18 protein-coding genes are annotated in these 22,042 nt (G+C 37.6%); 13 read left to right on the top strand and 5 right to left on the bottom strand.

Annotated elements, in window-relative coordinates:
- Positions 1-68: 68 nt before the first annotated feature.
- The 3 genes from ACFQIC_RS06035 (at position 69) to ACFQIC_RS06025 (ending at position 5,049) form a co-directional block, all read left to right on the top strand.
- Positions 69-1,517 (top strand): phospholipase D family protein, encoded by a 1,449-nt coding sequence (locus ACFQIC_RS06035; protein WP_204708011.1) that lies wholly within the window; start codon positions 69-71, stop codon positions 1,515-1,517.
- Positions 1,518-1,752: 235 nt separating this feature from the next.
- On the top strand, positions 1,753-2,619 hold the full coding sequence (locus ACFQIC_RS06030) for a DUF1028 domain-containing protein (RefSeq protein ID WP_204708010.1): 867 nt from the start codon (positions 1,753-1,755) through the stop codon (positions 2,617-2,619).
- A gap of 357 nt (positions 2,620-2,976) precedes the next feature.
- Positions 2,977-5,049 (top strand): methyl-accepting chemotaxis protein, encoded by a 2,073-nt coding sequence (locus ACFQIC_RS06025; protein WP_204708009.1) that lies wholly within the window; start codon positions 2,977-2,979, stop codon positions 5,047-5,049.
- A gap of 146 nt (positions 5,050-5,195) precedes the next feature.
- On the opposite strand, the gene ACFQIC_RS06020 is transcribed toward ACFQIC_RS06025, so the two are convergent.
- Positions 5,196-5,678, bottom strand: coding sequence for a DUF456 domain-containing protein (locus ACFQIC_RS06020; protein WP_204708008.1), 483 nt, complete (start codon positions 5,676-5,678; stop codon positions 5,196-5,198).
- A gap of 336 nt (positions 5,679-6,014) precedes the next feature.
- On the opposite strand from ACFQIC_RS06020, the gene ACFQIC_RS06015 reads away from it, so the two are divergent.
- The gene (locus ACFQIC_RS06015) at positions 6,015-8,393 is read left to right on the top strand and encodes a penicillin acylase family protein (protein ID WP_204708007.1); all 2,379 of its coding nucleotides are present in this window, start codon (positions 6,015-6,017) and stop codon (positions 8,391-8,393) included.
- Between the two features lie 27 nt (positions 8,394-8,420).
- Here the strand turns inward: ACFQIC_RS06015 and ACFQIC_RS06010 are convergent, their stop codons facing one another.
- Together ACFQIC_RS06010 and nfsA are read right to left on the bottom strand one after the other, a co-directional pair.
- Positions 8,421-9,170 carry an NAD-dependent protein deacylase gene (locus ACFQIC_RS06010; protein ID WP_204708006.1) on the bottom strand — a complete coding sequence of 250 codons (750 nt, stop codon included), beginning with the start codon at positions 9,168-9,170 and terminating at the stop codon, positions 8,421-8,423.
- 18 nt (positions 9,171-9,188) lie between these two features.
- Positions 9,189-9,926, bottom strand: coding sequence for an oxygen-insensitive NADPH nitroreductase (nfsA, locus tag ACFQIC_RS06005; protein ID WP_204708005.1), 738 nt, complete (start codon positions 9,924-9,926; stop codon positions 9,189-9,191).
- A gap of 233 nt (positions 9,927-10,159) precedes the next feature.
- Between nfsA and ACFQIC_RS06000 the strand changes: the two genes are divergently transcribed.
- From ACFQIC_RS06000 to ACFQIC_RS05985, 4 genes are all read left to right on the top strand, one after another.
- Entirely contained in the window at positions 10,160-10,507 is a 348-nt protein-coding gene (locus ACFQIC_RS06000) for a hypothetical protein (protein WP_204708004.1), read from the top strand.
- 164 nt (positions 10,508-10,671) lie between these two features.
- Complete coding sequence (locus ACFQIC_RS05995; RefSeq protein ID WP_204708003.1) at positions 10,672-12,690, top strand: penicillin-binding transpeptidase domain-containing protein; 2,019 nt, start codon at positions 10,672-10,674, stop codon at positions 12,688-12,690.
- Positions 12,691-12,885: 195 nt separating this feature from the next.
- On the top strand, positions 12,886-13,893 hold the full coding sequence (gene rsgA / locus ACFQIC_RS05990; RefSeq protein WP_204708002.1) for a ribosome small subunit-dependent GTPase A: 1,008 nt from the start codon (positions 12,886-12,888) through the stop codon (positions 13,891-13,893).
- A gap of 596 nt (positions 13,894-14,489) precedes the next feature.
- Complete coding sequence (locus ACFQIC_RS05985; RefSeq protein WP_204708001.1) at positions 14,490-15,416, top strand: manganese-dependent inorganic pyrophosphatase; 927 nt, start codon at positions 14,490-14,492, stop codon at positions 15,414-15,416.
- 21 nt (positions 15,417-15,437) lie between these two features.
- Here ACFQIC_RS05985 and ACFQIC_RS05980 read toward each other — a convergent pair whose 3' ends face one another.
- Positions 15,438-16,031 carry a GNAT family N-acetyltransferase gene (locus ACFQIC_RS05980; RefSeq protein WP_204708000.1) on the bottom strand — a complete coding sequence of 198 codons (594 nt, stop codon included), beginning with the start codon at positions 16,029-16,031 and terminating at the stop codon, positions 15,438-15,440.
- Between the two features lie 159 nt (positions 16,032-16,190).
- Positions 16,191-16,523: a hypothetical protein gene (locus tag ACFQIC_RS05975; protein WP_204707999.1), complete on the bottom strand. Its 333-nt coding sequence runs from the start codon at positions 16,521-16,523 to the stop codon at positions 16,191-16,193.
- Between the two features lie 300 nt (positions 16,524-16,823).
- Between ACFQIC_RS05975 and ACFQIC_RS05970 the strand changes: the two genes are divergently transcribed.
- From ACFQIC_RS05970 to ACFQIC_RS05950, 5 genes are all read left to right on the top strand, one after another.
- Entirely contained in the window at positions 16,824-17,336 is a 513-nt protein-coding gene (locus tag ACFQIC_RS05970; protein WP_204707998.1) for an HD domain-containing protein, read from the top strand.
- A gap of 341 nt (positions 17,337-17,677) precedes the next feature.
- Positions 17,678-18,952 carry a molybdopterin molybdotransferase MoeA gene (locus ACFQIC_RS05965; RefSeq protein WP_204707997.1) on the top strand — a complete coding sequence of 425 codons (1,275 nt, stop codon included), beginning with the start codon at positions 17,678-17,680 and terminating at the stop codon, positions 18,950-18,952.
- A 20-nt stretch (positions 18,953-18,972) separates the two neighbouring features.
- A complete protein-coding gene (gene moaA, locus ACFQIC_RS05960) occupies positions 18,973-19,986 on the top strand; it encodes a GTP 3',8-cyclase MoaA (protein WP_204707996.1) in 1,014 nt (337 codons plus the stop codon).
- A gap of 149 nt (positions 19,987-20,135) precedes the next feature.
- Complete coding sequence (locus ACFQIC_RS05955) at positions 20,136-20,561, top strand: YwpF-like family protein (RefSeq protein ID WP_204707995.1); 426 nt, start codon at positions 20,136-20,138, stop codon at positions 20,559-20,561.
- Positions 20,562-20,627: 66 nt separating this feature from the next.
- Positions 20,628-21,986: a TrkH family potassium uptake protein gene (locus ACFQIC_RS05950; protein ID WP_204708033.1), complete on the top strand. Its 1,359-nt coding sequence runs from the start codon at positions 20,628-20,630 to the stop codon at positions 21,984-21,986.
- Positions 21,987-22,042 lie beyond the last annotated feature (56 nt).

Here is a 22,042-nt window from a genome sequence, read left to right as displayed (position 1 = left end):
TACATTATATTAAGGTTTCAGAGAGTTCCCTTTAGTGAATATATTATATTGGTGAAGGGGGCAAAAAATTGAGGAAATTAACGCAAATACATAAGAAGAATTGGTTTTGGATAATCGTAGGGGTCTGTATAATTTTAGCATTCGTTATTGCTTATCACACATCTTGGAAAAGTCTCCCAGAAGGGGTTTCTTACGAGGGAGAATTTCGTAATATAGAGAATATTAATTTTTATAAAGATCTAACCTACGAAAATGAAAATGGTGAAGTTATCCATGAACTTGAGATCTTTAATGAAATGTATCAGACGATATCAGAAGCAGAGGATTTTATCGTCATTGATATGTTTTTATTCAATGGATATAGTGACGAAGGTGAAAAATTTCCAGAAATAGCTAGTGAGCTCACTGATCGTCTTATCGCCCAAAAACAAAAACACTCTGACTTAAAAGTGGTCTTTATAACGGATCAAATCAATACAGGGTACGGATCATATGAATCAGAACAAATTGGAAGATTGAGAAATCATGACATTGACATAGTTTTGACAGATTTAAATCGTTTGAGAGATTCTAACCCTGCATACTCTAGTATTTGGAGGGTATTGTTTAGTTGGATGGGAACTGGTGGAGATGGATGGATTGCGAATCCGTTTGCTAAAGAAGCGCCAGAGCTTACGTTGCGTTCTTACTTGAAACTCTTAAATATCAAAGCCAATCATCGAAAAGTACTGATTACAGAAAATGCTGCTATGGTGTCATCTGCAAATCCTCATAATGAGAGTGGTTTTCATGAGAATGTAGCTTTTAAGATGACTGGACCAATTATAGGTGACATGTTGGAATCGGAAAAAGCAGTGGTCGATTTTTCTGGTGAAGCTGACTTTCCTGAATACAAAGGCCGGGACTTTGGAAAAGAAGAAGGTTCTCTTGAAGCTCAATATATTACGGAGAAGAAAATTAAAAAGGCAGTAGTTGAAGAATTAGAAAACGTGGAGGAAGGAGATCGTGTTTGGTTAGGTATGTATTATTTGGCAGATCGAAATATCATTGACCAACTTGATCAGGCAGCTGATCGTGGAGCGACGGTGAATATCGTAATGGATCCTAATACAAAATCATTTGGTCATCAAAAGTCAGGGCTTCCTAACTTGCCAGTTGCTGCGGAAATGAATCAACTTGGAAACGATAATCTCAATATAAGATGGTATGATATTAATATGGAGCAATATCACACGAAAATGTTATATGTTGATCGAAAAGAGGAGAATGTTATTATTGCTGGTTCTAGTAACTATACACGAAGGAATTTATCGAATTTAAATTTAGAGGCAAATGTTCGAATAAAAGGAGATTCAAGAGAAACGATTTTCACCGAGGTTGATGATTATTTTCGACGAATATGGAATAATAATGAGGGGAACTATACAGTTGATTATGAAGAGTATGAGGATCAGCTGACAACATTTCGTTATCTAACCTATCATCTTCAGAAGTGGACATGGTTTACCTCTTACTAATTTATTTTTTAAAGGCTACGTTAAACATTCATGTTGATACTTGCCGAGTTGAGGAAGGAGTTTTTTCAACCATCGGGCAGTATTGTTTGATAAAGAGTTTTAAAAATGGGTTCCGTTAGTAAAGACATAGGAATGAGGTTAGAAGGAACGGCTCGCAAGGTTTAACATAGCCTTTTTAAAAAAAGGATTTTTAATGAATATGTCGAATAATGCAGATAGAGGAGAGTGGAGAATTATGAACCAAATTATTGCAACATTTTCGATTGTAGGTGCAGATCCGGAAACTGGAGAAATTGGCGTAGCTGTTCAATCAAAATTTCTTGGTGTAGGTGCAGTCGTTCCATGGGCTGAAGCTGGAGTTGGTGCTATTGCTACCCAAGCCTTTGCGAATCCTATGTATGGACCTGATGGGTTAAGTTACTTAAAGCGTGGTTTTGATGCACAAGAAACTATAGATCAATTAATAAATGATGATTCAGGTTCCGCAGAGCGACAAGTCGGTGTAGTGGATGCCAAAGGAAATGCAGCTACATTTACAGGCGAAAAGTGCTATGACTGGGCTGGAGGCGTTACAGGTAAACATTACGCCGCGCAAGGGAATATTCTCGTTAATAAAGAAACGGTTACTGAAATGGGACAAGCATTTGAAACGAGTGAAGGTTCTTTGGCTGACCGATTGTTGGAAGGCTTAAAAGCTGCCCAGCAAGCAGGTGGAGATAGTCGTGGTAAGCAGTCTGCTGCTATCTATGTCGTTAAGGAAAAAGGTGGTTACGGTGGATTAAGCGATGTATCTGTAAATCTTCGAGTAGATGACCACCCGGAACCGATTCAAGAACTTGAACGAATCTATAAGCTTCACCAACTATATTTTGCTGAAACAAAGGAAGATCAGGTTATAAGAATTGAAGGAGAACTTAAACAAGAAGTTATGGAAAACTTATACAGAGTTGGCTACTTAAAAACTCAATCTCCTCGTCACAAGGAACTTTATGATGGATTGCGAGCTTTTTTGCACACTGAAAACTTTGAGGAACGTGAACAAAAGCAGGGCTTTATAGACTTGGAAGTCTTTGAATTTCTAAAGCAAATGAATCGTTCATAAGATTAACAGTATAAATAGCAAAACAGAACGCTTGGATTTTAATATTCAAGCGTTCTGTTTTATAAAGTCTTGTTATACTAAAGCAGATTGTGTAATAAGGGTAATTGACAATAGTTATTATCATGTTTTTGGTTTACGATTTGGTCTGCTAATTCGTATGTTTCTCCACCAATACGGAACTACTTTTTTTAACTAGGAATTTGCAAGTGTATTGCTGGGATGTTCCTTATATTAGACAAGAACAATTGGCCTAGTAATTAGTTGGCGGAAAATATTTTTCAGAAAAAAACTAACCTTCTATAAAAAATTCTATACATATACCGATATGATAAATAGATATATAAAGGGGGATTCAACTTGAAAGGATTTTTCACCAAAAGAATACAGCGGCAATTTCTATTTCCGTTTTTATTTTTAATTTTACTTACAGGAGTTATTGTGGCGGGAACGAGTTATTGGTTTAGTTTAAATAACACAACTTCCGCTATGACTGAAAACGTTGAACAGCAAATGCAATCGATGAGCGATTCATTTGATACGCTGTTTGATAGCATCAGTCATAATGTCAATCGATATGCAGAAGATGATTTATTAACAGATCCAAATGAAAATAGGGAAGAGTTATTAAATCAATTTGGAAATACGCAGGCTTCGAATCCATATATCTTAAATATCTATATGGGTGAAAAGCAGTCACAAGATATGTTTATCTATCCTGAGACAGATCTTGGAGACGACTATGATCCGACAGATCGACCATGGTTTATCAAAGCTGAAGAACAATTGGGAGAAGTCATCTGGACTGAGCCTTATAAAGATGCAGCTTCCGGGGACACGGTAGTAAGTGCAGCACGAGCTATTGAGCAAAATGGAAGTGTATCGGGTGTCTTTGCTATAGATTTTACAGTCAACACACTTTTTGAAATGATCGAAGAAGTGGAAGTTGGTGAAACAGGCAGTGCCATGCTTATTAGTGATACTGGCATCTACCTGGCTCATCCCAACGAAGAATTAATTGGAACTAGTGCGGAAGACTCACCTTACTTTTCAGAGGTGATGGACAATGAATCGGGAACATATGAGTTTGATGACGGTGAGGAGAAAATAGTTGCCTATGCTACAAATGATAAAACTGGTTGGAAGATGGTTGGTACTGTAAATGTATCTGATTTTGTATCACAAGCTAACACCATTATTTTACCAATTGTGATCGTATTAGTTGTTGTTATTCTAATATCACTTGGTATTGCGATTTTACTTACACGTTACTTAACAAAGCCTATTAAAGACTTACAATTATCGATGAAAGAAGCTGGTGAAGGGAACTTTTCAATTGAAGCTGCCATCGATCGTAACGATGAAATCGGTGAACTATCTAAGGATTTTGACCAAATGATTCATTCTATACGTACATTAATCGATCAAGTAAAGCATTCTTCTAATCAAGTGAGTAGCTCTGCAGAGAATGTGGTTGCTAATTCGGAGGAAAACTCGGCTGCATCTTCTGAAATTTCACGTGCGATTCAAGAAATTGCTAAAGGTGCACAAAGTCAGACTGAACTAATGGGTGACAGTGTTCAATCCTCCCAAGTTCTTGCCCATACAATTACTGACGTAGTTACTCAAAGTGAATCCATTAAGTCAAAATCTGATCTACTTTTAAATCAATCAGAAGAAGCGAAAGAAATTGTGCAAAAGCTGCGTACTCATTCGAACAAAACAACCACGATGACAAATGAGATGCGTGAATCGATTGAAGATTTACAGAACAGTTCAGAAAATATTAATCAAGTAGTTAGTACAATTTCTGGTATTGCTGGTCAAACCAATTTGCTAGCTTTAAATGCTGCGATTGAAGCGGCTAGAGCAGGTGAAGCAGGAAAAGGATTTGCCGTTGTTGCGGAAGAAGTTCGTAAACTTGCTGAACAATCAGAATCAGCCTTAACGAATGTTGCTTCGATGATAGAGCATATGCAGGATCGAACGAAGCATATTGTCGGTCTCATTGAAGATACAGGAGAAGTCGTTTCTCATCAGGAACAATCTGTCAATGATACGGAACAATCATTTGATGAAGTATTTAAAAACATATCAGAAAATGTGAGTGCAATTAATGGAATTATCGAGTCTATGCAGAAAATGAGCGGTCAAAAGGACCAACTCGTGCAAAATATTGATGCAATAAGTACAGTTACCGAAGATACAGCAGCAGCAGCTGAAGAAGTTTCGGCATCCGTTCAGGAAAGTAATGCTGCAATGGAACAATTGAATCATCTTGCAGAAGAATTGGAAAATGTAGCTGCCTCTATGGAAAATGGATTGCAAAATTTCCGCTTTGAGGAAGGTACTGAATCTAATTCAAATCCTGATTCCGAGATTGAACAGTTAGAAGAAACAGAGAAAGACGATGATCAACGTAAAGCAGGATAAATTAAAAAACTTGCAGCCTATTAGGTAACGGGTTCGGTTTTCGAGTGTGAAATTTTAAGTAATGATTTTCAAAACCGAACCCGTTAGGCTGCAACTTTTTGATTAGATTTCTAGATGTGACGGGCATGGACCTTTTTATGTCCAATTTAAATCCATATTTCTATAAAGAACCAGATAATCATAAATAGTTGAATGATAATTTTAGCGAAACTTCCGCTAAGAAATCCAAATAGCGAGCCCATTGCCGCTTTTAAAGCTTCATTAACCGTACGTTTCTGAACTAACTCTACGACTAAAACAATAAGAAATGGCACGACAATTATACCAAATGGAGGAATGATGAATGACCCAACAATCACTCCAAGTGCAGCTGAACGTTCTCCCCATTTACTCCCCCCATATTTTTTCACAAAATAACTATTTGCAATAATATCTGAAACGATTAGCAATATCGTTAAGAGCACCATGGCTATCCAGAAAAAAAGACTGAGTTCATTCCCATTAAGGAAGAAGTAATAAGCAAGAAAGCCAAGCCATAAAACTAAAGGACCTGGAATAATTGGAAACACGAGACTGACAAAGCTAGCAAGAAATAATGCAATAATAACGATCCAAATAAGAACGGACACAAACTAACCTCCAATAAAATTATCGTTCTTTCATAGTTCTTCAAAATCTTTGTAATCGGTCTTTTTTTTATCTACTCTGACCATTGGGTGTGAACATAAATTTTGATCTCCCACTAAAACTTTAATGTTTTTTTCTGGAATTTGCAATGTTTTCATATGGCTAGGGATTGTGATTGGAGTAATGGTCCTCTATTAAAAGCAATGCCAGAACCTGTTAGTTAAAGCCTAGATCTTGATAAAATTAAGTTTACCCGAAGCAAGAGTCTACTAACTCTTGCCAGAGAATATATGTATACATTTCCCATTCTAGTTAAGGTATAATAGAAAAAAGTTCGTATGAGGGGGGATCTAGTGGAAGCGGTACGTAATACTTATGAGGAAAATAGAAAGATGAAACGGTGGAAGAAAGTTACATTCATAATAATTGGAATACTGATTTTCCTAGTAGTTGCTATGTTTATTTTTGTAAGCGTTTTCCTAAATCGAACCTTACCCCAAGTCTCTGGCGAGGTACAATTAGCTAGTTTACAGGATACCGTGATTCTTACAAGGGATGAGCAAGGTGTGCCTCATATTGAAGCCGAAAATAGTCATGATTTGTTTATGGCTCAAGGCTATGCTCAAGCTCAGGATCGGTTATTTCAAATGGAGTTAGCGAAAAGGCAGGCATCGGGTACGTTAAGTGAAGTAGTCGGCGAAGCGACAATCGATCAAGATAAATATTTTCGTACACTTGGATTAAGGAGAGCAGCCGAAGATTCAATTGCAGACTATTCAGAAGAAACTCTCGAGAGCTTAAAAGCTTTTGCTGAGGGGGTGAATGGTTATATGGAGCAGGCCATTAATGAAAATCGTTTGCCTATAGAGTTTAAATTAATGGGCGTTAATCCAGAACCTTGGGAGCCGGTGGATTCGTTAACGATCGGTAAATTTATGGCATTTGATTTAGGGGGGCATTGGGAGCGACAGGCGTTTAACTATTTTGCCATTCATGAGTTTCCTAAAGACCAAGCTGAAGAAATAATGCCCACTTATCCAAAAGCAGCCCCTTCAATTTTAAATGAAGAGGAGGTCGACGTTGCTAGCAGTTTTAAAGGGGCAGTTCTGCCGGAAGAGTTCAATGGGAGTAATAACTGGGTCGTTGATGGCAATTTGACTGAATCAGGAATGCCTCTTTTAGCCGACGATCCTCATTTAGGGTTAGCCACACCATCGATTTGGTATCAAATGCACTTGAATTCGCCGGAATACAATGTGTCGGGAGTTATTTTTGCCGGTGTTCCTGGTGTGATTCTTGGTCACAATCAAGATGTATCGTGGGGGGTTACGAATGTCGGGCCAGATGTTCAACAGTTATATTTGGAAAAAAGAAACCCGGAAGATGAAAGTGAATTTTTGTATGAAGATCAGTGGGAAGAAGCTAAGGTGATCGATGAACCAATTGCAGTAAAAGGTGAAGATAGAATAGATTACACAGTGATGGAAACACGGCACGGACCGATTATTAGTGAATTCGCTAAAAAAAGTGGGGAAGAATCAGTCATGTCTTTGCGATGGACAGCTTTAGATTCCACAACAGAGCTTGAGGCTGTTCTTGAAATTAATCGTGCGAGCAATTGGGAAGAGTTCGAGAAAGGGCTAGAGAAATTCCTAGCACCTGCTCAGAACTTCGTGTTTGCCTCAAGTGACGGTACGATTGCCTATAAAGCAAATGGTCGTATTCCTATATACGAAGAAGCGGAAGATGCTTTACTGCCTTTAAGAGGTTGGGAGTCTGAAGATGAGTGGAAAGGTTATATCCCGTTTGAAGAATTACCAACAACTGTAAACCCTGACAAAGGATTTGTAGCAACAGCGAACAATAAAATCGTAACGGATAATTATCCTTATCATATAAGTCATAACTGGGCGCAACCTTATCGTTATCAGCGAATCGTCAAGCTTATTGAAGCAACTGACAGCCATACGATTGAAAGCATGAAAGATATTCAAATGGATATTATGAATCTACAAGCAAAGGAATTTCTACCATTCTTCTTAGGCCAGTTGAATGATTCAGATGATCAGGTTGTAAAATTAATGCAGGATTGGAATTATGAAGATGATAAAGAGTTACCTCAACCACTAATCTTCCATGACTGGATGGCGAATATTCAGGAACGAATTTTCTCTGAAAAAATAAATAAGGAAATATTAAAGTTGTTCCATGGAGCTGGACAAACGACAGATGAGTTATTAAGAATGGAAATGGGAGGAGAAGCTTCTATTTGGATTAAAGAAGCTGGAGGTATAACAGAAGTCGTTCAATCAGCATTTAATCAAACGATAAATGATCATAAAAAACAGCTAGGTAATGACCCACGGTCCTGGCAGTGGGGCGATTATCACGCTGTGGAATTCACACATCCTTTGTCTAGTATTGGATTTTTGGAGCGGTTTTATAATCCTGGAGACCCTACTCCTGTAAGTGGCAGTCGAGTGACTGTACAAGCGGCAGGTTTTAATAAGGATGGGATAGTTAATCACGGAGCTCCTTGGCGTTTTGTTAGTGATCTATCAACTATTGATCAAGCTGAGCATGTAGTCGGGCCGGGTCAATCGGGACATTTTCGTAGCGAATGGTACCATGACCAGTTAGAAGACTGGGTGAATGGAGGATATCATACAACGAGTCTTTCGGAATTTGAAGGAGAAGAACTTATTCTTTCTCCGTAAATAAGAGAAATATGTCCCATCGTATGATTACGATGAGGACATATTTTTAAGTTGGTACTTTAGGTCAGTGATAATAGAAGATAAATCTCCGTGGATCACCGTATCAAATATATAGTCCTTCAGGGTGGGTTCTTTGTTTGCTAAGACGGTAGCAATGCCTTTATTCACTGCATATTGAGGGAGAACGTTAAATGGCGAGACTTGTAAGGACGTTCCTAAAACTATCAACAGATCTGCCTGATCAATTACAGCCTCTGCTTCATCATGGGCTGTAATTAAATCCCCGAACAATACTACGTTTGGTTTAATCACCGTTTGACATGTTTCACAACGCGGAGTTTCGTAGGCGAGTACATAATTGACAGAATATAATTGACCGCAAGCAGGGCAAGAAGCTTTATCTAATGAGCCATGATATTCGATGACTCGAGAGCTATTAGCCTTTGTGTGTAACCCATCAACGTTTTGTGTAATGATCGATACTTTTCTTGTTTTGATTTCTAATTCTTTTAGAAAGTAATGAACATTGTTTGGTTCATACTGTTGCAATAACTTGATATGAAAAATGCTCTTATATTTTTTCCAAAAATCGATGGGATTCGTTGAAAAATAGTGGCTTGACATATAATCTTCTCGCGAAAGATCTTCAGACCATACCCCATCGCTTGATCGGAAATCTGGAATTCCGCTAGCCGTTGATACACCAGCACCTGTTAATACAACAATTGTTTTAGCTTGAGCGATTTGTTTAGCAACTTGTTCAAGTTGACTGTACATGTGGACACCAATCTTTCTTTAGCGTTTATTGAACCCTTTCTTTTGGACTAGGTCTGTAACATCCATTCTTATTGTTTTTGCAAAGCGTCGGTGCATTTGCTTGGTCCAAGTGTCGGCTCGATTGTTCGATGATCGAGACTGATAATAGGTGGCCATTTGTTCATCGAATTGATTGATAGATTCATCATGTTCTTGATATTCATTTTCAAAGTATACAGCTTGCTTAGGTAACCGTGGCTTTCTGTCTGGCCCATGTGCGGGTTCGCCGATTGCCATACCGAATAAAGGAATAACGTGTTTGGGTAATGATAGAAGCTCATCGACTTTACCTAAATTATTTCTTAAGCTTCCTAAATAGCAAATTCCTAAACCCATGGATTCTGCTGCAATTGCAGCGTTTTGCGCGGCAAGAGCAGCATCGATAGCTGAAACGAGAAAGTGTTCACTATTCTCTAAGTTTTCCGTCATTTGGCTGAAATCTTCCTCGCTCGCTTGCTTAGTTGGCCGATGTAAATCTGCACAAAAGACAAGTAAGTGCCCGTTATCCTTTACATAAGGTTGACCACTGACCTCTGCTAGAACTGCTTTTTTGGTAGGGTCTGTAATTCCTATAATTGTATAAGCCATCATGTAGCTAGACGTTGAAGCCTGTTGGGCAGCACGAATAATTAAATCTAATTGATGGTGTGTTATGGCGGTATCTTTAAATTTTCGGATGCTTTTATGATTCAATATCGTTTCTATTGTTGAGTTCATTACACCTACTCCTTTTGGTTAATGTCGATGTAAGAATAACATAAAAGGTTTCTGTAAATCTTCTTATACAATCTGTGCCTACACGGTAATGAAGTTTTAAACCAAATACTTTAAGTTTTTATAAAATTCACATAAAATTATGTATAGTAATAAAGGAATTCCGTCGACCAAAGTAGAACTAAATACAGATAGATATATTAGATAAGCTTTTTTAGGGGAGGAACGTACCGTCAATGGGCGAGGTATTTGATTTTGATCGTTATAAATCACGAAAAGAGATAAGGAAGGTTTCACAAGAAAATGTTATTTATGAAATTTATTTGACGACAGTTAAATACGTTTATAGGTATAGTGCTGTAGATTTAACAAATCCAGTTGAACATTTAACGACAGATAGTGAATTAAGGCATTTGTTTAAGGAAGATCGAGATCGATTTTATTATGCCTTTTCAGAACTTACTAAATATTGGGGTATTGAAATAGAGCGAGCAAGTGCTTATCCTCAAGGGAAAGAATTTGAGGTTTTTTCCACTATTGGGGACCTATGTGTATTTATAGAAGGAAGAACGAAAGGCTTATAAAGCCCGAAGTTCTTGCTTTTTTGTTTTGAAGGTTTCTAACTTGTCTATGAGTTTTATCAGGATTTCTTAGAGAAAGAACGAATTCTTATTGAGGTAGTTTTGATATAATTACATACAATTAACTTTTTTTCATAAATTATAAGAAGGATGAGAAGGAGGAAAACATGAAACAACTTATGATGTTTATCTTTCTATCTGCCTTTATTGTGCTTGTAGGTTGCTCTGATCAACCACGACCGGAAACAACTGTAGAAGCATATATGGAGGCATGGGAGAGTGAAGAATTTACAAACATGTATAACCTACTTAGTGAGAGTTCACAAAATGTAATCACTCAAGAGGAATTTGAGAAAAGATATACTGCTATATATGATGGCATTTCCATGGCTAATCTTGCGGTTACATATAATCTACCGGATGAAAAAAAGGATTATGATGAAGAAGATTCACCAAGCTATGATTATGAAGTTAGTATGGAAACGTTAGCTGGAGATTTGAATTTTTCCCATACAGCAGAACTGGTCTTTGAAGATAATGATGAAGGAGGGGAATGGGCTATTCTATGGGATTCATCAATGATCTTTTCAGGAATGGAAGAAGGAGATACGATAAGAGCTCAACCTCTAGCTGCTGAGCGCGGTGAGATTTTAGATGAAAATGGGCAGGCTTTAGCGGAAAACGGAGTGGTTCAACAAGTCGGCCTCGTTCCTGACTGGATGGAAGACGATAAAGAAGAGGTTAAAAAGGAGTTAGCAGATATTCTAGGTTTATCTATAGAATATATTAATGAAAAAATGGAGCAATCTTGGGTGAAAGCTTCGTCATTCGTCCCCCTATCATCTATAGCGAATGATGATGAAGAGCGTATCGAAAAAATTAAAAAGCTAAATGGAACTAAGTTTCAACAAAAAAGTGCTCGTATTTATCCTTTAGGAGAATCAGCTGCTCACTTAACAGGTTACGTCGATGCGATTACTGCGGAACAGTTGGAAGAAAAGAGCGGAGAGGGTTATACTGCTACTGATCAATTGGGTCAAACAGGATTAGAGAGAATATTAGAAAATGATTTAAAGGGGGAAGCAGGTGGAAAAGTTGCTATCTTAGATGAAGCGGATAATGAGAAAGAAGTGCTCGCTGAGAAGGAACCGAGAGATGGTAAGGATGTTACACTAACGATTAATTCTGATATCCAGCAAGCAATATATAGTGAAATGGATGGAGATGCAGGTTCTTCTGCTGCAATAAATCCGTCAACTGGTCAAGTAAAAGCTTTAGTTAGCTCACCCGCTTATGATCCTAATGAATTTGTATTAGGGATGAACAGTGAACGAAGAAGTGAATTGCAAGAAGACCCTGAGCGTCCGCTTTTAAATAAATTCACGAGCAATTCATCGCCTGGATCAACATTTAAACCTATCACAGCAGCCATTGGCCTAGAGACTGGAGATATTGATCCATCGGAAGAAATGTCGATACCAGACAAAACTTTCACTAAAAAAGGTTGGGGGGATTACTCTGTTACTAGGGTTGACAGTGCTAACGTGGATCAATCTGTAAATTTACGTGATGCTCTCGTTCGCTCTGATAATATTTATTTTGCTCGTTCAATCCTTAGTATTGGCGATGGAAAGTTTTTACAAAAGGCTAAAGATTTTGGGTTTTCCGAGGAGATCCCTTTTCCTTATCCTATTTCAAGTTCTCAGATTATAAATGAGGGAGAATTTGGTGATCATGAGGTTTTACTCGCTGATACTGGATATGGTCAAGGACAAGTACAAATGAGTACACTGCACCTTGCTATAGCGTATACGCCATTTATTACGGATGGAGACTTATTGCAACCAACGCTTTACAAAGATGAAGAACCAGGACAATTATGGCAAGACGATGTGATTAGTGAGGGTACAGCTGTGACAATCCGTGAAAATCTCAAGGCGGTTGTAGAAGATTCAGAAGGCTCGGGTTATGAACCACCACTTGAAGGGATCAACTTAGCTGGTAAAACAGGGACGGCAGAGCTAAAACAGTCTCTTGAAGATGAAAATGGTCAAGAAAACGGCTGGTTTATTGCTTGGGACACAGATCAAAAAGATTTGTTAGTATCGATGACAATTGAGGATGTTGATGAGGGAAGCTCATATGTCGTGCCGAAAGTGAAAAATGTTTTTGATCAATTACGTTAGGCGAAAGCATCAAGTTTGGATTAGTTATCCAAACTCGATGCTTTTTTTAAAAAATAATGTATAATTAAATTAATAAATCAAAGGAGCTGATGTGTTATGACTAATCTATTTGAACGTATCCACCTAACTTATTTACCATCAAATGGAGGAACCATCAGCTGAATTGATGTTATCCTCCAAAATAGGAGGAATTCGGTGAGTCAATTTGTTATTACAGATTTTCTGAAAAATCAACTTCAAGATGGGGAATTACTTGGACGTATCGCTCGTACGGCTTCGGATATTTTTACCGTATGGGGAGAGAAGGAAAGATATCAGGCGACGGTATCAGGTAAGTTTCGTTATGAAGCTACGGAGTGGCCGGTCATTGGGGACTGGGTAGTATATGAACCCTATGACGTCAAACAGGCAATGATCCATCGAGTACTGGATAGGAGTACCGTATTATCTAGAAAAGAACCAGGTTCTAAACATAAAAGGCAAGTCATGGCTGCGAATATTGATGGGGCTATGGTTGTAACGGCTCTTACGTCTGAATTTAACCTTCAGAGGCTTGAACGATATGTTTTGCAAGTGTATGAAAGTGGAGCACGGCCCATCATTGTGTGTACGAAACGTGATTTATGTGCAAATGTTGGAGGGATTGTTTCTCAAATTGAAAACCATATCCCTGCTGTACCTGTCTATGCTGTCAGTAGTCTTCATGAACTGGGTATGGATAGCCTGTTGACTGAGTTGCAAGCTGGGAAAACTTTTTCATTAATTGGTTCATCAGGTGTTGGCAAATCTACTCTTATTAATCGATTATTAGAAAAAGAAATGCAGGTAACTAAAGACGTGAGAGAGCAAGATGGGAAAGGCCGTCACACTACGACTCATCGAGAAATGTTTATCCTAGAAAATGGAGCTGTAGTCATTGATACTCCAGGCATGAGGGAATTACAATTATGGGGAGACTCCTCGAGTGTAGAAGAGGTTTTTTCCGATATAGACCTGTTGGCTGATGAATGTAAATTTCGAGATTGCAAGCATCATCAAGAGCCAGGCTGTGCTGTCTTAGAAGCGATTTCAAAAGGTGAACTAACAAGCGAGCGGTTAAAAAACTACAACAAACTATCACGAGAGCTTTACAGGCTTGAACTTAAAGAAAAATATGGTATCCATCGGACGAATCGTATTCTTCATAGTCCAAACTCCAATTAAACATGCGTTTGTGGGATTGGAAGAGAAGTAATTAATGGAGAAATTCAATCCTTTATTTTGATTTTTATATCAGGGTTGGATAAAAAATTAAATTCTACATCATTTGCAACTATGAAATACGCAAATAGTAGTGTTGATTGGTTGGGAATCTTTGCTCGCTTTCCGCGGCGAAAACGGCAAGGCCCCTCGAGCTAAAGCTAAAGCCATTGAAAAGTCTTTACAAAGAATAAAGAAGGGATCACCTACATTTTATTGGTGATCCCTTCTTTGATTTATTTCTTCTTCTCTTAAATTATCAGTTTTTCAGTGGCTTCTATTAGGGGGAAGGGGGCTTCTAGGTAACAAATGAACGGACAAGGACACCATAATAAACCGTACCATTCTATAGGAATACCTTTGCTACAAGCTCATGTAACTCTTTCTACTGTGCTATTTTGGTTAGTGAAGTTGCGTTTTTTTGGAATAGTAACTATTTCATGTCTTTTCCTTTGTAAAGAAATATATCAACTTAAGTAGCATAATAGACGTGTGAATGATTTTGCCTTATAATCAGAACTGAAGTTTCATTACATAATGATTGAAAAGGAGTGGATCTCATGACGAAGAAGTTAGTATTTGGACACAAGAATCCAGACACAGATACGATTTGTTCGGCAATTGTATATGCTGAACTTAAAAATAAGATTGGTGACGAGGTTGAGGCTGTTCGCCTAGGGGAAGTAAGTGGTGAAACAAAGTATGCACTGGACTATTTTCAGGTAGAAGCACCTAGGTTTGTAGAGACGGTTGCTAATGAAGTAGACCAAGTAATCTTAGTCGACCATAACGAAAGTCAGCAAAGTGCTGATGATATTGACCAAGTGCAAGTTACTGAAGTTATTGATCATCACAGAATTGCTAACTTTGAAACGAATGGACCTTTGTTTTATCGTGCAGAACCAGTAGGATGTACAGCTACTATTTTAACTAAGATGTTTAAAGAAAATAAGCAAGAGATATCCAAGCAGACAGCTGGTTTGTTGTTATCTTGTATTATTTCAGACTCTCTCTTATTTAAATCACCAACGTGCACTAATGAAGATGTTGAAGTAGCTAAAGAATTAGCCTCCATCGCTGATGTGGATGCGGATTCTTACGGATTAGACATGCTTAAAGCGGGTGCTGATATAAGTGGATTGTCTACCAGTGATCTTCTTACTCTTGACGCGAAAGAATTTACCATGGGAGAATCTAAAGTAGAAATCGCCCAAGTAAATACTGTCGATACAAATGAGGTATTGGAACGTAAAGCAGAGATTGTTAGTGAAATAGAAGCAACCGTCTCTAACAAAAATCTTGATTTATTCGTTTTTGTTATTACAGATATATTAACCAATGACTCTACTACAATTGTTATTGGTGAAAAATCTGAGGCTGTAAATAAAGCCTTTGAGGTACAACTTGAAAATAATCAAGCGGTTCTTGCAGGTGTGGTCTCACGTAAAAAACAAATCGTACCACCACTTTCAGACCAACTATCATAAGACGAAAAAGGGATCTTTCAGTTAGTTGAAAGATCCCTTTTTATATCGCCAATAATTCCATTCTTCTCTTAACACGCCCATTCGTATTGAGTCATAGTGTTTCCCTTCGTAAATGCGGCATTTTCTCATTCGACCTTCTAGTTTCATACCAAGTTTTTCACCTACACGCATCATCCGCTCGTTTTTTGACCATGTGGTTAATCCTACACGTGCAATCGGTAAACTTTTAAAAAGTTGATCAATCCATAAATGTAAAGCTTCTGTACCATAGCCTCCACTCCAGTAGTCAGAATTATAAATTCCTATCCCAACTTCTAACCATAAAGATGGCTTATGTTCCCAGTAATAAGTCACGGTCCCAATAATCATCCCATTAACTTCAATAACTAATCTTGAATCAGGTTCTCCAAATTTTAAACGCTCTTTTCTGGCATTTTCGTGACTTCTATAGCTCTCTAATGTATGAGGTTCAAGAGGATAGTAAGGAGCATCCCACTTTTTCCATTCAGGTTCATTCGTACCATATATCAGATCCCAGAGGACGGGGATGTCATGATCTGTAATGCTTCGTAAAAGCAGTAGATCACTTTTTAGAACTAATTCTGTTACGCTCACAACGATGCCTCCCTATGACAATCTTTATTACTATCCTATCATAGGTTTCAAAAAACGGATATTTAAGTAAGAATATAAGCGGACAGATGTGATAAACAATAGTGATTATTGTTTTCTAGGTTATCAAGCATAATCAACGTTTAATTAACCACTTGAACTCTATACAGATATCGACGTTTGATTATTAATTTGAGCCTCACTGAACTTTGATCGTATACTTATTTCAGAAACACAATCTTTCCACTCGGTGTGGATGGTTTCAAACACTTCTTCAATATCCTTACCATCGATAATCATTAATGTTGGTTGATCGGTATCTACAAATAGAAAAAATGATAATAATTTTGTGAAATGACCGGCATCTGCAATTAATTGATCTTGGTGCAGATATATGTGGCGATCATCTTTTTTTGAGTATTTATAAATATTTACAATTTGATCAGTAGATAAGGGCTGATTAAAACGTACTTGATAAGAGGATAGTTGGTTCACCTCACTCACCTCCAGTTATATTAATATCTTAAAATAATATTACCCCTAAGGAAAAGTTGTTAAACGTAAGGAGACATTCATCAAATAATATTTATAAAACATTTTTTCGTCATCCCTCCGCTTACAAGTTGTCTTCTGAATTCTCATTTGTAACGTAGGGCCGTAAGTGCAAATACGTTGATCTATGTGTCTTATTCCTTTTTCATAACTAAGGTAAACTTTTTTCACTATCAAGTAATCTAGATACTTGTTAAGGAAAACAAATAAGTGGTATATTTTTTTGAAAAGAGAGGTGATGAAATGTCGAGGGTTACTTTAGTTCAAGTGTTTAAACATCGAATAACTCAGAAGTATTTACAACGTTCAGGCATTCATCATGCCGTTACAGTTGCAACCTACGCTTATGATTTAGCGATAAGGAAAGGTGTTTCTCCTGATTTAGCAACAAAATCCGCCCTGCTTCATGATATGGGCCATTACGAGTGGTATCGTGATGGAAAATGGGATTATGAAGAATACCGTAAGCATGATATTCATGCCATTAAAGGAGCTGAAAGAGCGCATAAGCTTTTAATTCGTCTTGGTGAAGATCGGTTAGTAGCAAAAGAAGTATCGTTGGCTGTTTTACTGCATACGGACAGTTACTTACCCTTTACCCTTGATAATCAAAGGAACGCTTTACAAGATGTAGTAGCCGAGGCAGATCGGAAAGATGAGCAGCAGCATGGGCTTCATCATTATAAAAAGATGACTCCAAGCCAGGCAGTCAAGTTGTTAAGCCATTTAGACAAAAAAATAATTGTTCCTAGTTAATACACACTCATATTGACCACAACGATTACATAGAGTAATCTTGTGGTTTTTTTAATTTACGGATAGTTTTCCTGGGGAAGGGTGTAGGTATCATGACGGTACACTTTTTTATTTTCACAGTAAATATTTCGGTTAAAAGGCACAAACGTAGAATGATAAAGAAGTATAATAAAGTGATTGATGAACAGTTGTTAAATCGAAAAGCAACTTATCGAAACCTGTATTAAATGAGCTTCCTCTCGATAGGAGAGGAAGCTCATGTTTATTAAAGATTGTAATTTTTCTTTATTTTCGTTAAGGTCAAATTAGATATCTTTATTTCATAGAAGGAAGGAAAGTACATGAATTTACATAGAACACCTATACCAGTTACAGAGGCAGTGGAACGAGTGATGCATTTTGCTCCCCAGTCTTCTATAGAAAAAATTACAATTGACGAAAGTTATCAACGAGTACTTGCAGAAGATATTGTATCAACTCATGCGGTTCCACCATTTAATAAATCACCTTACGATGGGTTTGCTTTCAACGCGGAGGATGTAGCTGAAGCTTCTCGTGAAAACCCAGTACGACTTCATGTTATTGAAGAGGTCGGAGCTGGGCATCGTGCTAGTCGTGCTCTTGAAACAGGAGAAGCTGTTCGAATTATGACGGGCGCAGAAATCCCAGAGGGAGCCACTTGTGTGGCAATGTTCGAAATTTGTCAGACATTAGAAGAAAATGGAAATTCCTATATGACGATAAAACGTAAAATGGAAGACGGTCAAAATGTTATATCTAAGGGATCCGAAACTTCAAAAGGAACGACTTTAGTTAAGGCTGGGGAAACTATCAACCCGGGAGTACAAGCTCTTTTAGCAACTTTTGGTTACCATGAAGTTCATGTGTACAAAAAACCTGTCGTGGGTGTATTTGCTACTGGAACCGAATTGCTTGATGTTGATGAACCTTTACAACCAGGTAAAATACGGAATTCAAATGCTTATATGATCTTGTCGCAAATTGAAAGAAGTGGTGCAGAACCCGTTTATCTCGGAAAATTGGCAGATGAATTTGATCCTTGTTATGAGGCTATTTTTAAAGCAATGCAACAAGTCGATATTGTTATCACAACGGGCGGTGTATCTGTAGGCGATTACGATTTAATGCCCGATGTATATGAAAAATTGGGTGCAAAAGTACTATTTAATAAAATAGCTATGAGACCAGGAAGTGTTACAACCGTGGCTGAAGTAGATGGGCAACTCTTGTTTGGGCTATCTGGAAACCCTTCAGCATGCTACGTAGGATACGAGCTGTATGCTCACCCTTATATTCAAGCCTACTTAAAGAGATCAGATTCCTATCATTCCATCATCGACGTTAGCCTTGGAAGTGATATAATGAAACCCAATCCTTTTACACGATTTATTCGAGGTTTCATTTCCTATGAGGATGGAAGAGTTGTAGTGTATCCAGCAGGATTAGATAAATCAGCAGTAGTTACTTCTTTAGCACATACTAATGTTCTCATTGTATTAAAAGGCGGAACGAGAGGCTATCAAAAAGGTGACCAAGTTCAAGCTGTACTTTTAGAAGAGGAAAGTGGATCGGAAGAATTTTTGTTGAATGGTTAAACAGAAAGGGGCTTGTGAATATGGTTCAATACGTATTAGATAAGCACGACAGGCCAATGAAGGATTTGCGGATTTCTGTAATTGATAAATGTAATTTTCGTTGCACATATTGCATGCCTGCTGAAATCTTCGGAGACGATTATCGTTTTATGCCTGAATCAGAATTATTAAGCTTTGATGAAATCATTCGATTAGTTAAAATATTCGCTCGGTTTGGTACGGAAAAAGTACGTATAACTGGAGGCGAGCCACTTATGCGAAAAGATATTGACCAGCTAGTGGCCAGAATTAAGCAGGTAGACGGAATCAAAGACGTAGCGATTACGACGAACGCGGTGTTTTTGGTAAAGCAAGCGAAGAAATTAAAAGCAGCCGGTTTAGACCGTGTGAATATAAGTTTAGATGCAATAGAAGATGAAGTCTTTAAGAAAACGAATGGTAGAGGGATAAAAACAGCTCCCGTTATTAAAGGAATTGAAGCGGCAAGAGCAGCTGATTTACCGATAAAAATTAATATGGTCGTCAAAAAAGGTATGAATGAAGATCAAATTTTACCAATGGCTCGTTATTTTAAAGAAACAGGAGACACTCTTCGGTTTATCGAATTTATGGATGTCGGGAATCATAATGGATGGAACATGAGTACAGTTGTACCAAAGAAAGAAATTGTTGAGCAAATTAATGCAGAAATGCCGATAGAACCTTTAGAAGCCCAGTATTATGGAGAGGTCGCCGATCGTTATCAATATTCTGATGGTTCAGGAGAGATTGGTGTTATCTCATCGGTAACGGAAGCTTTCTGTAGCAGTTGTACGAGAGTTAGAATATCAGCTGACGGGCAGCTATTTACTTGCTTATTTGCATCTGAAGGATATGATATTAGGGAAATGATCCGTAATTCTGAGGAGGATCAAGCAATTATTTCAAGACTAATCAAAATTTGGACGATGCGAGATGACCAATATTCAGTCGATCGAAAGAATGGAGTACCGACAACGAAAACAAAAATAGAAATGTCTTATATTGGCGGTTAAAACTTGCGAGTTCTAATTTATAGAGCTCGTTTTTTTTCGCTATGGCTCGCTTCACTGTCTTAGTTTTCGAGAAAATATTAAATCGATCTTTGCCCTATTTGGTTTCGTCCTCTATAATAATGTTAGATTCCAATCGGAGGTGCCAGATTGTGAAGACATTTAAACTTGTAACTCTAGATATAGTTGAGGAAAAAAATGAAGATATTACTCAGAGAAGAATTAAGTTAAATGATGGCTTAATTATTAACCGTGAAGATGAGCAAGGACATTGGGTGATGGAAGCTTATATGGAAAATGACTACGAGAAATACTTTAGTCGTATTTTAACGCATTCTGAGGAATTGTTAGTTCAAGTGAAAATCTCAAAAAGCAGCAATCAACCTGCCACCTTTTTGGCTAAGGTTATCGATTTAAATTTAATTGGAAATGACATGAATGTGATTTTTAAGGGAACAATGGTAGATAAAAGAAGAGAGCATATCGAGAAAATGCTCAAAACTCTTCTGGATGAGGGTTACCAAGGCGATGCCCTTTTAGATGAGTTTAAACGTAGAGGCGAAGAAACAGGAACGTAACTTCGCTTATTAATTACATATTACACAAATTTAGGAAAACAATTGTAAAAGGGGCATGTATTTATGATGTGGGTGAGAAAGCGAAATCTGAGATGGGTCAATAAATTATCACCATTTCAACTAATCGCTGTGTTTTATTTATTTGCTGTAACGATTTCATCCATTTTAATTGCCCTGCCAATAGCTCATAATCCTGGAGTAGATTTATCATTTATCGATATTCTATTTACTGCAGTAAGCGCAGTCAGTGTAACAGGACTAACAACTGTTCCAACCGCCGAAACGTTTAGTACGACGGGATATTTTATTATTGCCTTTGTGCTTCAATTCGGCGGTATAGGTGTGATGACTGTTGGAACTATGATTTGGCTTATCTTAGGTAAGAAAATCGGATTGAAAGAGCGTCGTCTCATTATGACTGACCAAAATCAAACATCCTTCCAAGGGATGGTACGGATGGTAAAGCAAATTGTTATTGTCGTACTAATTATCGAATTTATAGGCTTTTTAACTTTAGGAACATATTTTTTGCAGTATTATGGTCCGGGAGAAGCTTACTTACAAGGGTTTTTTGGGGCAATCAGTGCCATGACTAATGGTGGGTTTGATATTACAGGAGCGTCGCTAATTCCTTTTAGGGATGATTATTTTGTCCAATTTATTAATATGATGTTAATTGTTGCAGGAGCCATAGGATTTCCTGTATTAATTGAAGTAAAACAGTATCTTTTTAATAATTATGATGTCCGAACAATTCAGTTCTCCTTATTTGCAAAATTAACTACATTTACTTTTTTTGCATTAATTGTGTTTGGAACAGTTATGATCATCATCTTGGAATTTAATCACTTTTTTGTTGATAAAAGCTGGCATGAAGTATTCTTTTATGCTTTATTCCAATCGGTTACTACGCGTAGTGGTGGATTATCTACGATGAATATTAATGAATTTGCCGAACATACTCACATCTTTATGTCCTCGCTTATGTTTATCGGCGCTTCTCCAAGCAGTGTAGGGGGAGGTATACGTACAACCACCTTTGCACTCGTGGTGATCTTTATATTGACATTTGCTCGTGGTGAGAATAATATAAGAGTCTTTCGACGTGAAATCCATCATGAGGATTTAAACCGAGCTGTGGTCGTCACGATGATGGCTTTATTTACGGTGTTTCTATCTATCCTGATGCTCTCAATTATTGAAGATTTTTCGTTAAATGAAATTATTTTTGAAGTTTGCTCTGCCTTTGGTACCGTGGGTCTCTCATTAGGCATCACCCCAGGCTTGTCCACCTTTTCAAAAGGAATTCTAATGATTTTAATGTTTATAGGGCGGATTGGGATCTTAACTTTCTTGTTTAGTTTCCATCATGACAAAAAGACGACGAATTATCATTATCCAAAGGAGCGAATTCTTATTGGGTAAGAAAAAAGTAGCTGTTTCCCACTTTATGTGGAAGACAGCTACTTTTTTTCATGTCC

This window comes from Halobacillus seohaensis, from assembly GCF_042663045.1.
Classification (GTDB): Bacteria; Bacillota; Bacilli; order Bacillales; family Halobacillaceae; genus Halobacillus_A; species Halobacillus_A seohaensis.
This window is presented reverse-complemented; position numbering and strand designations above follow the sequence as displayed.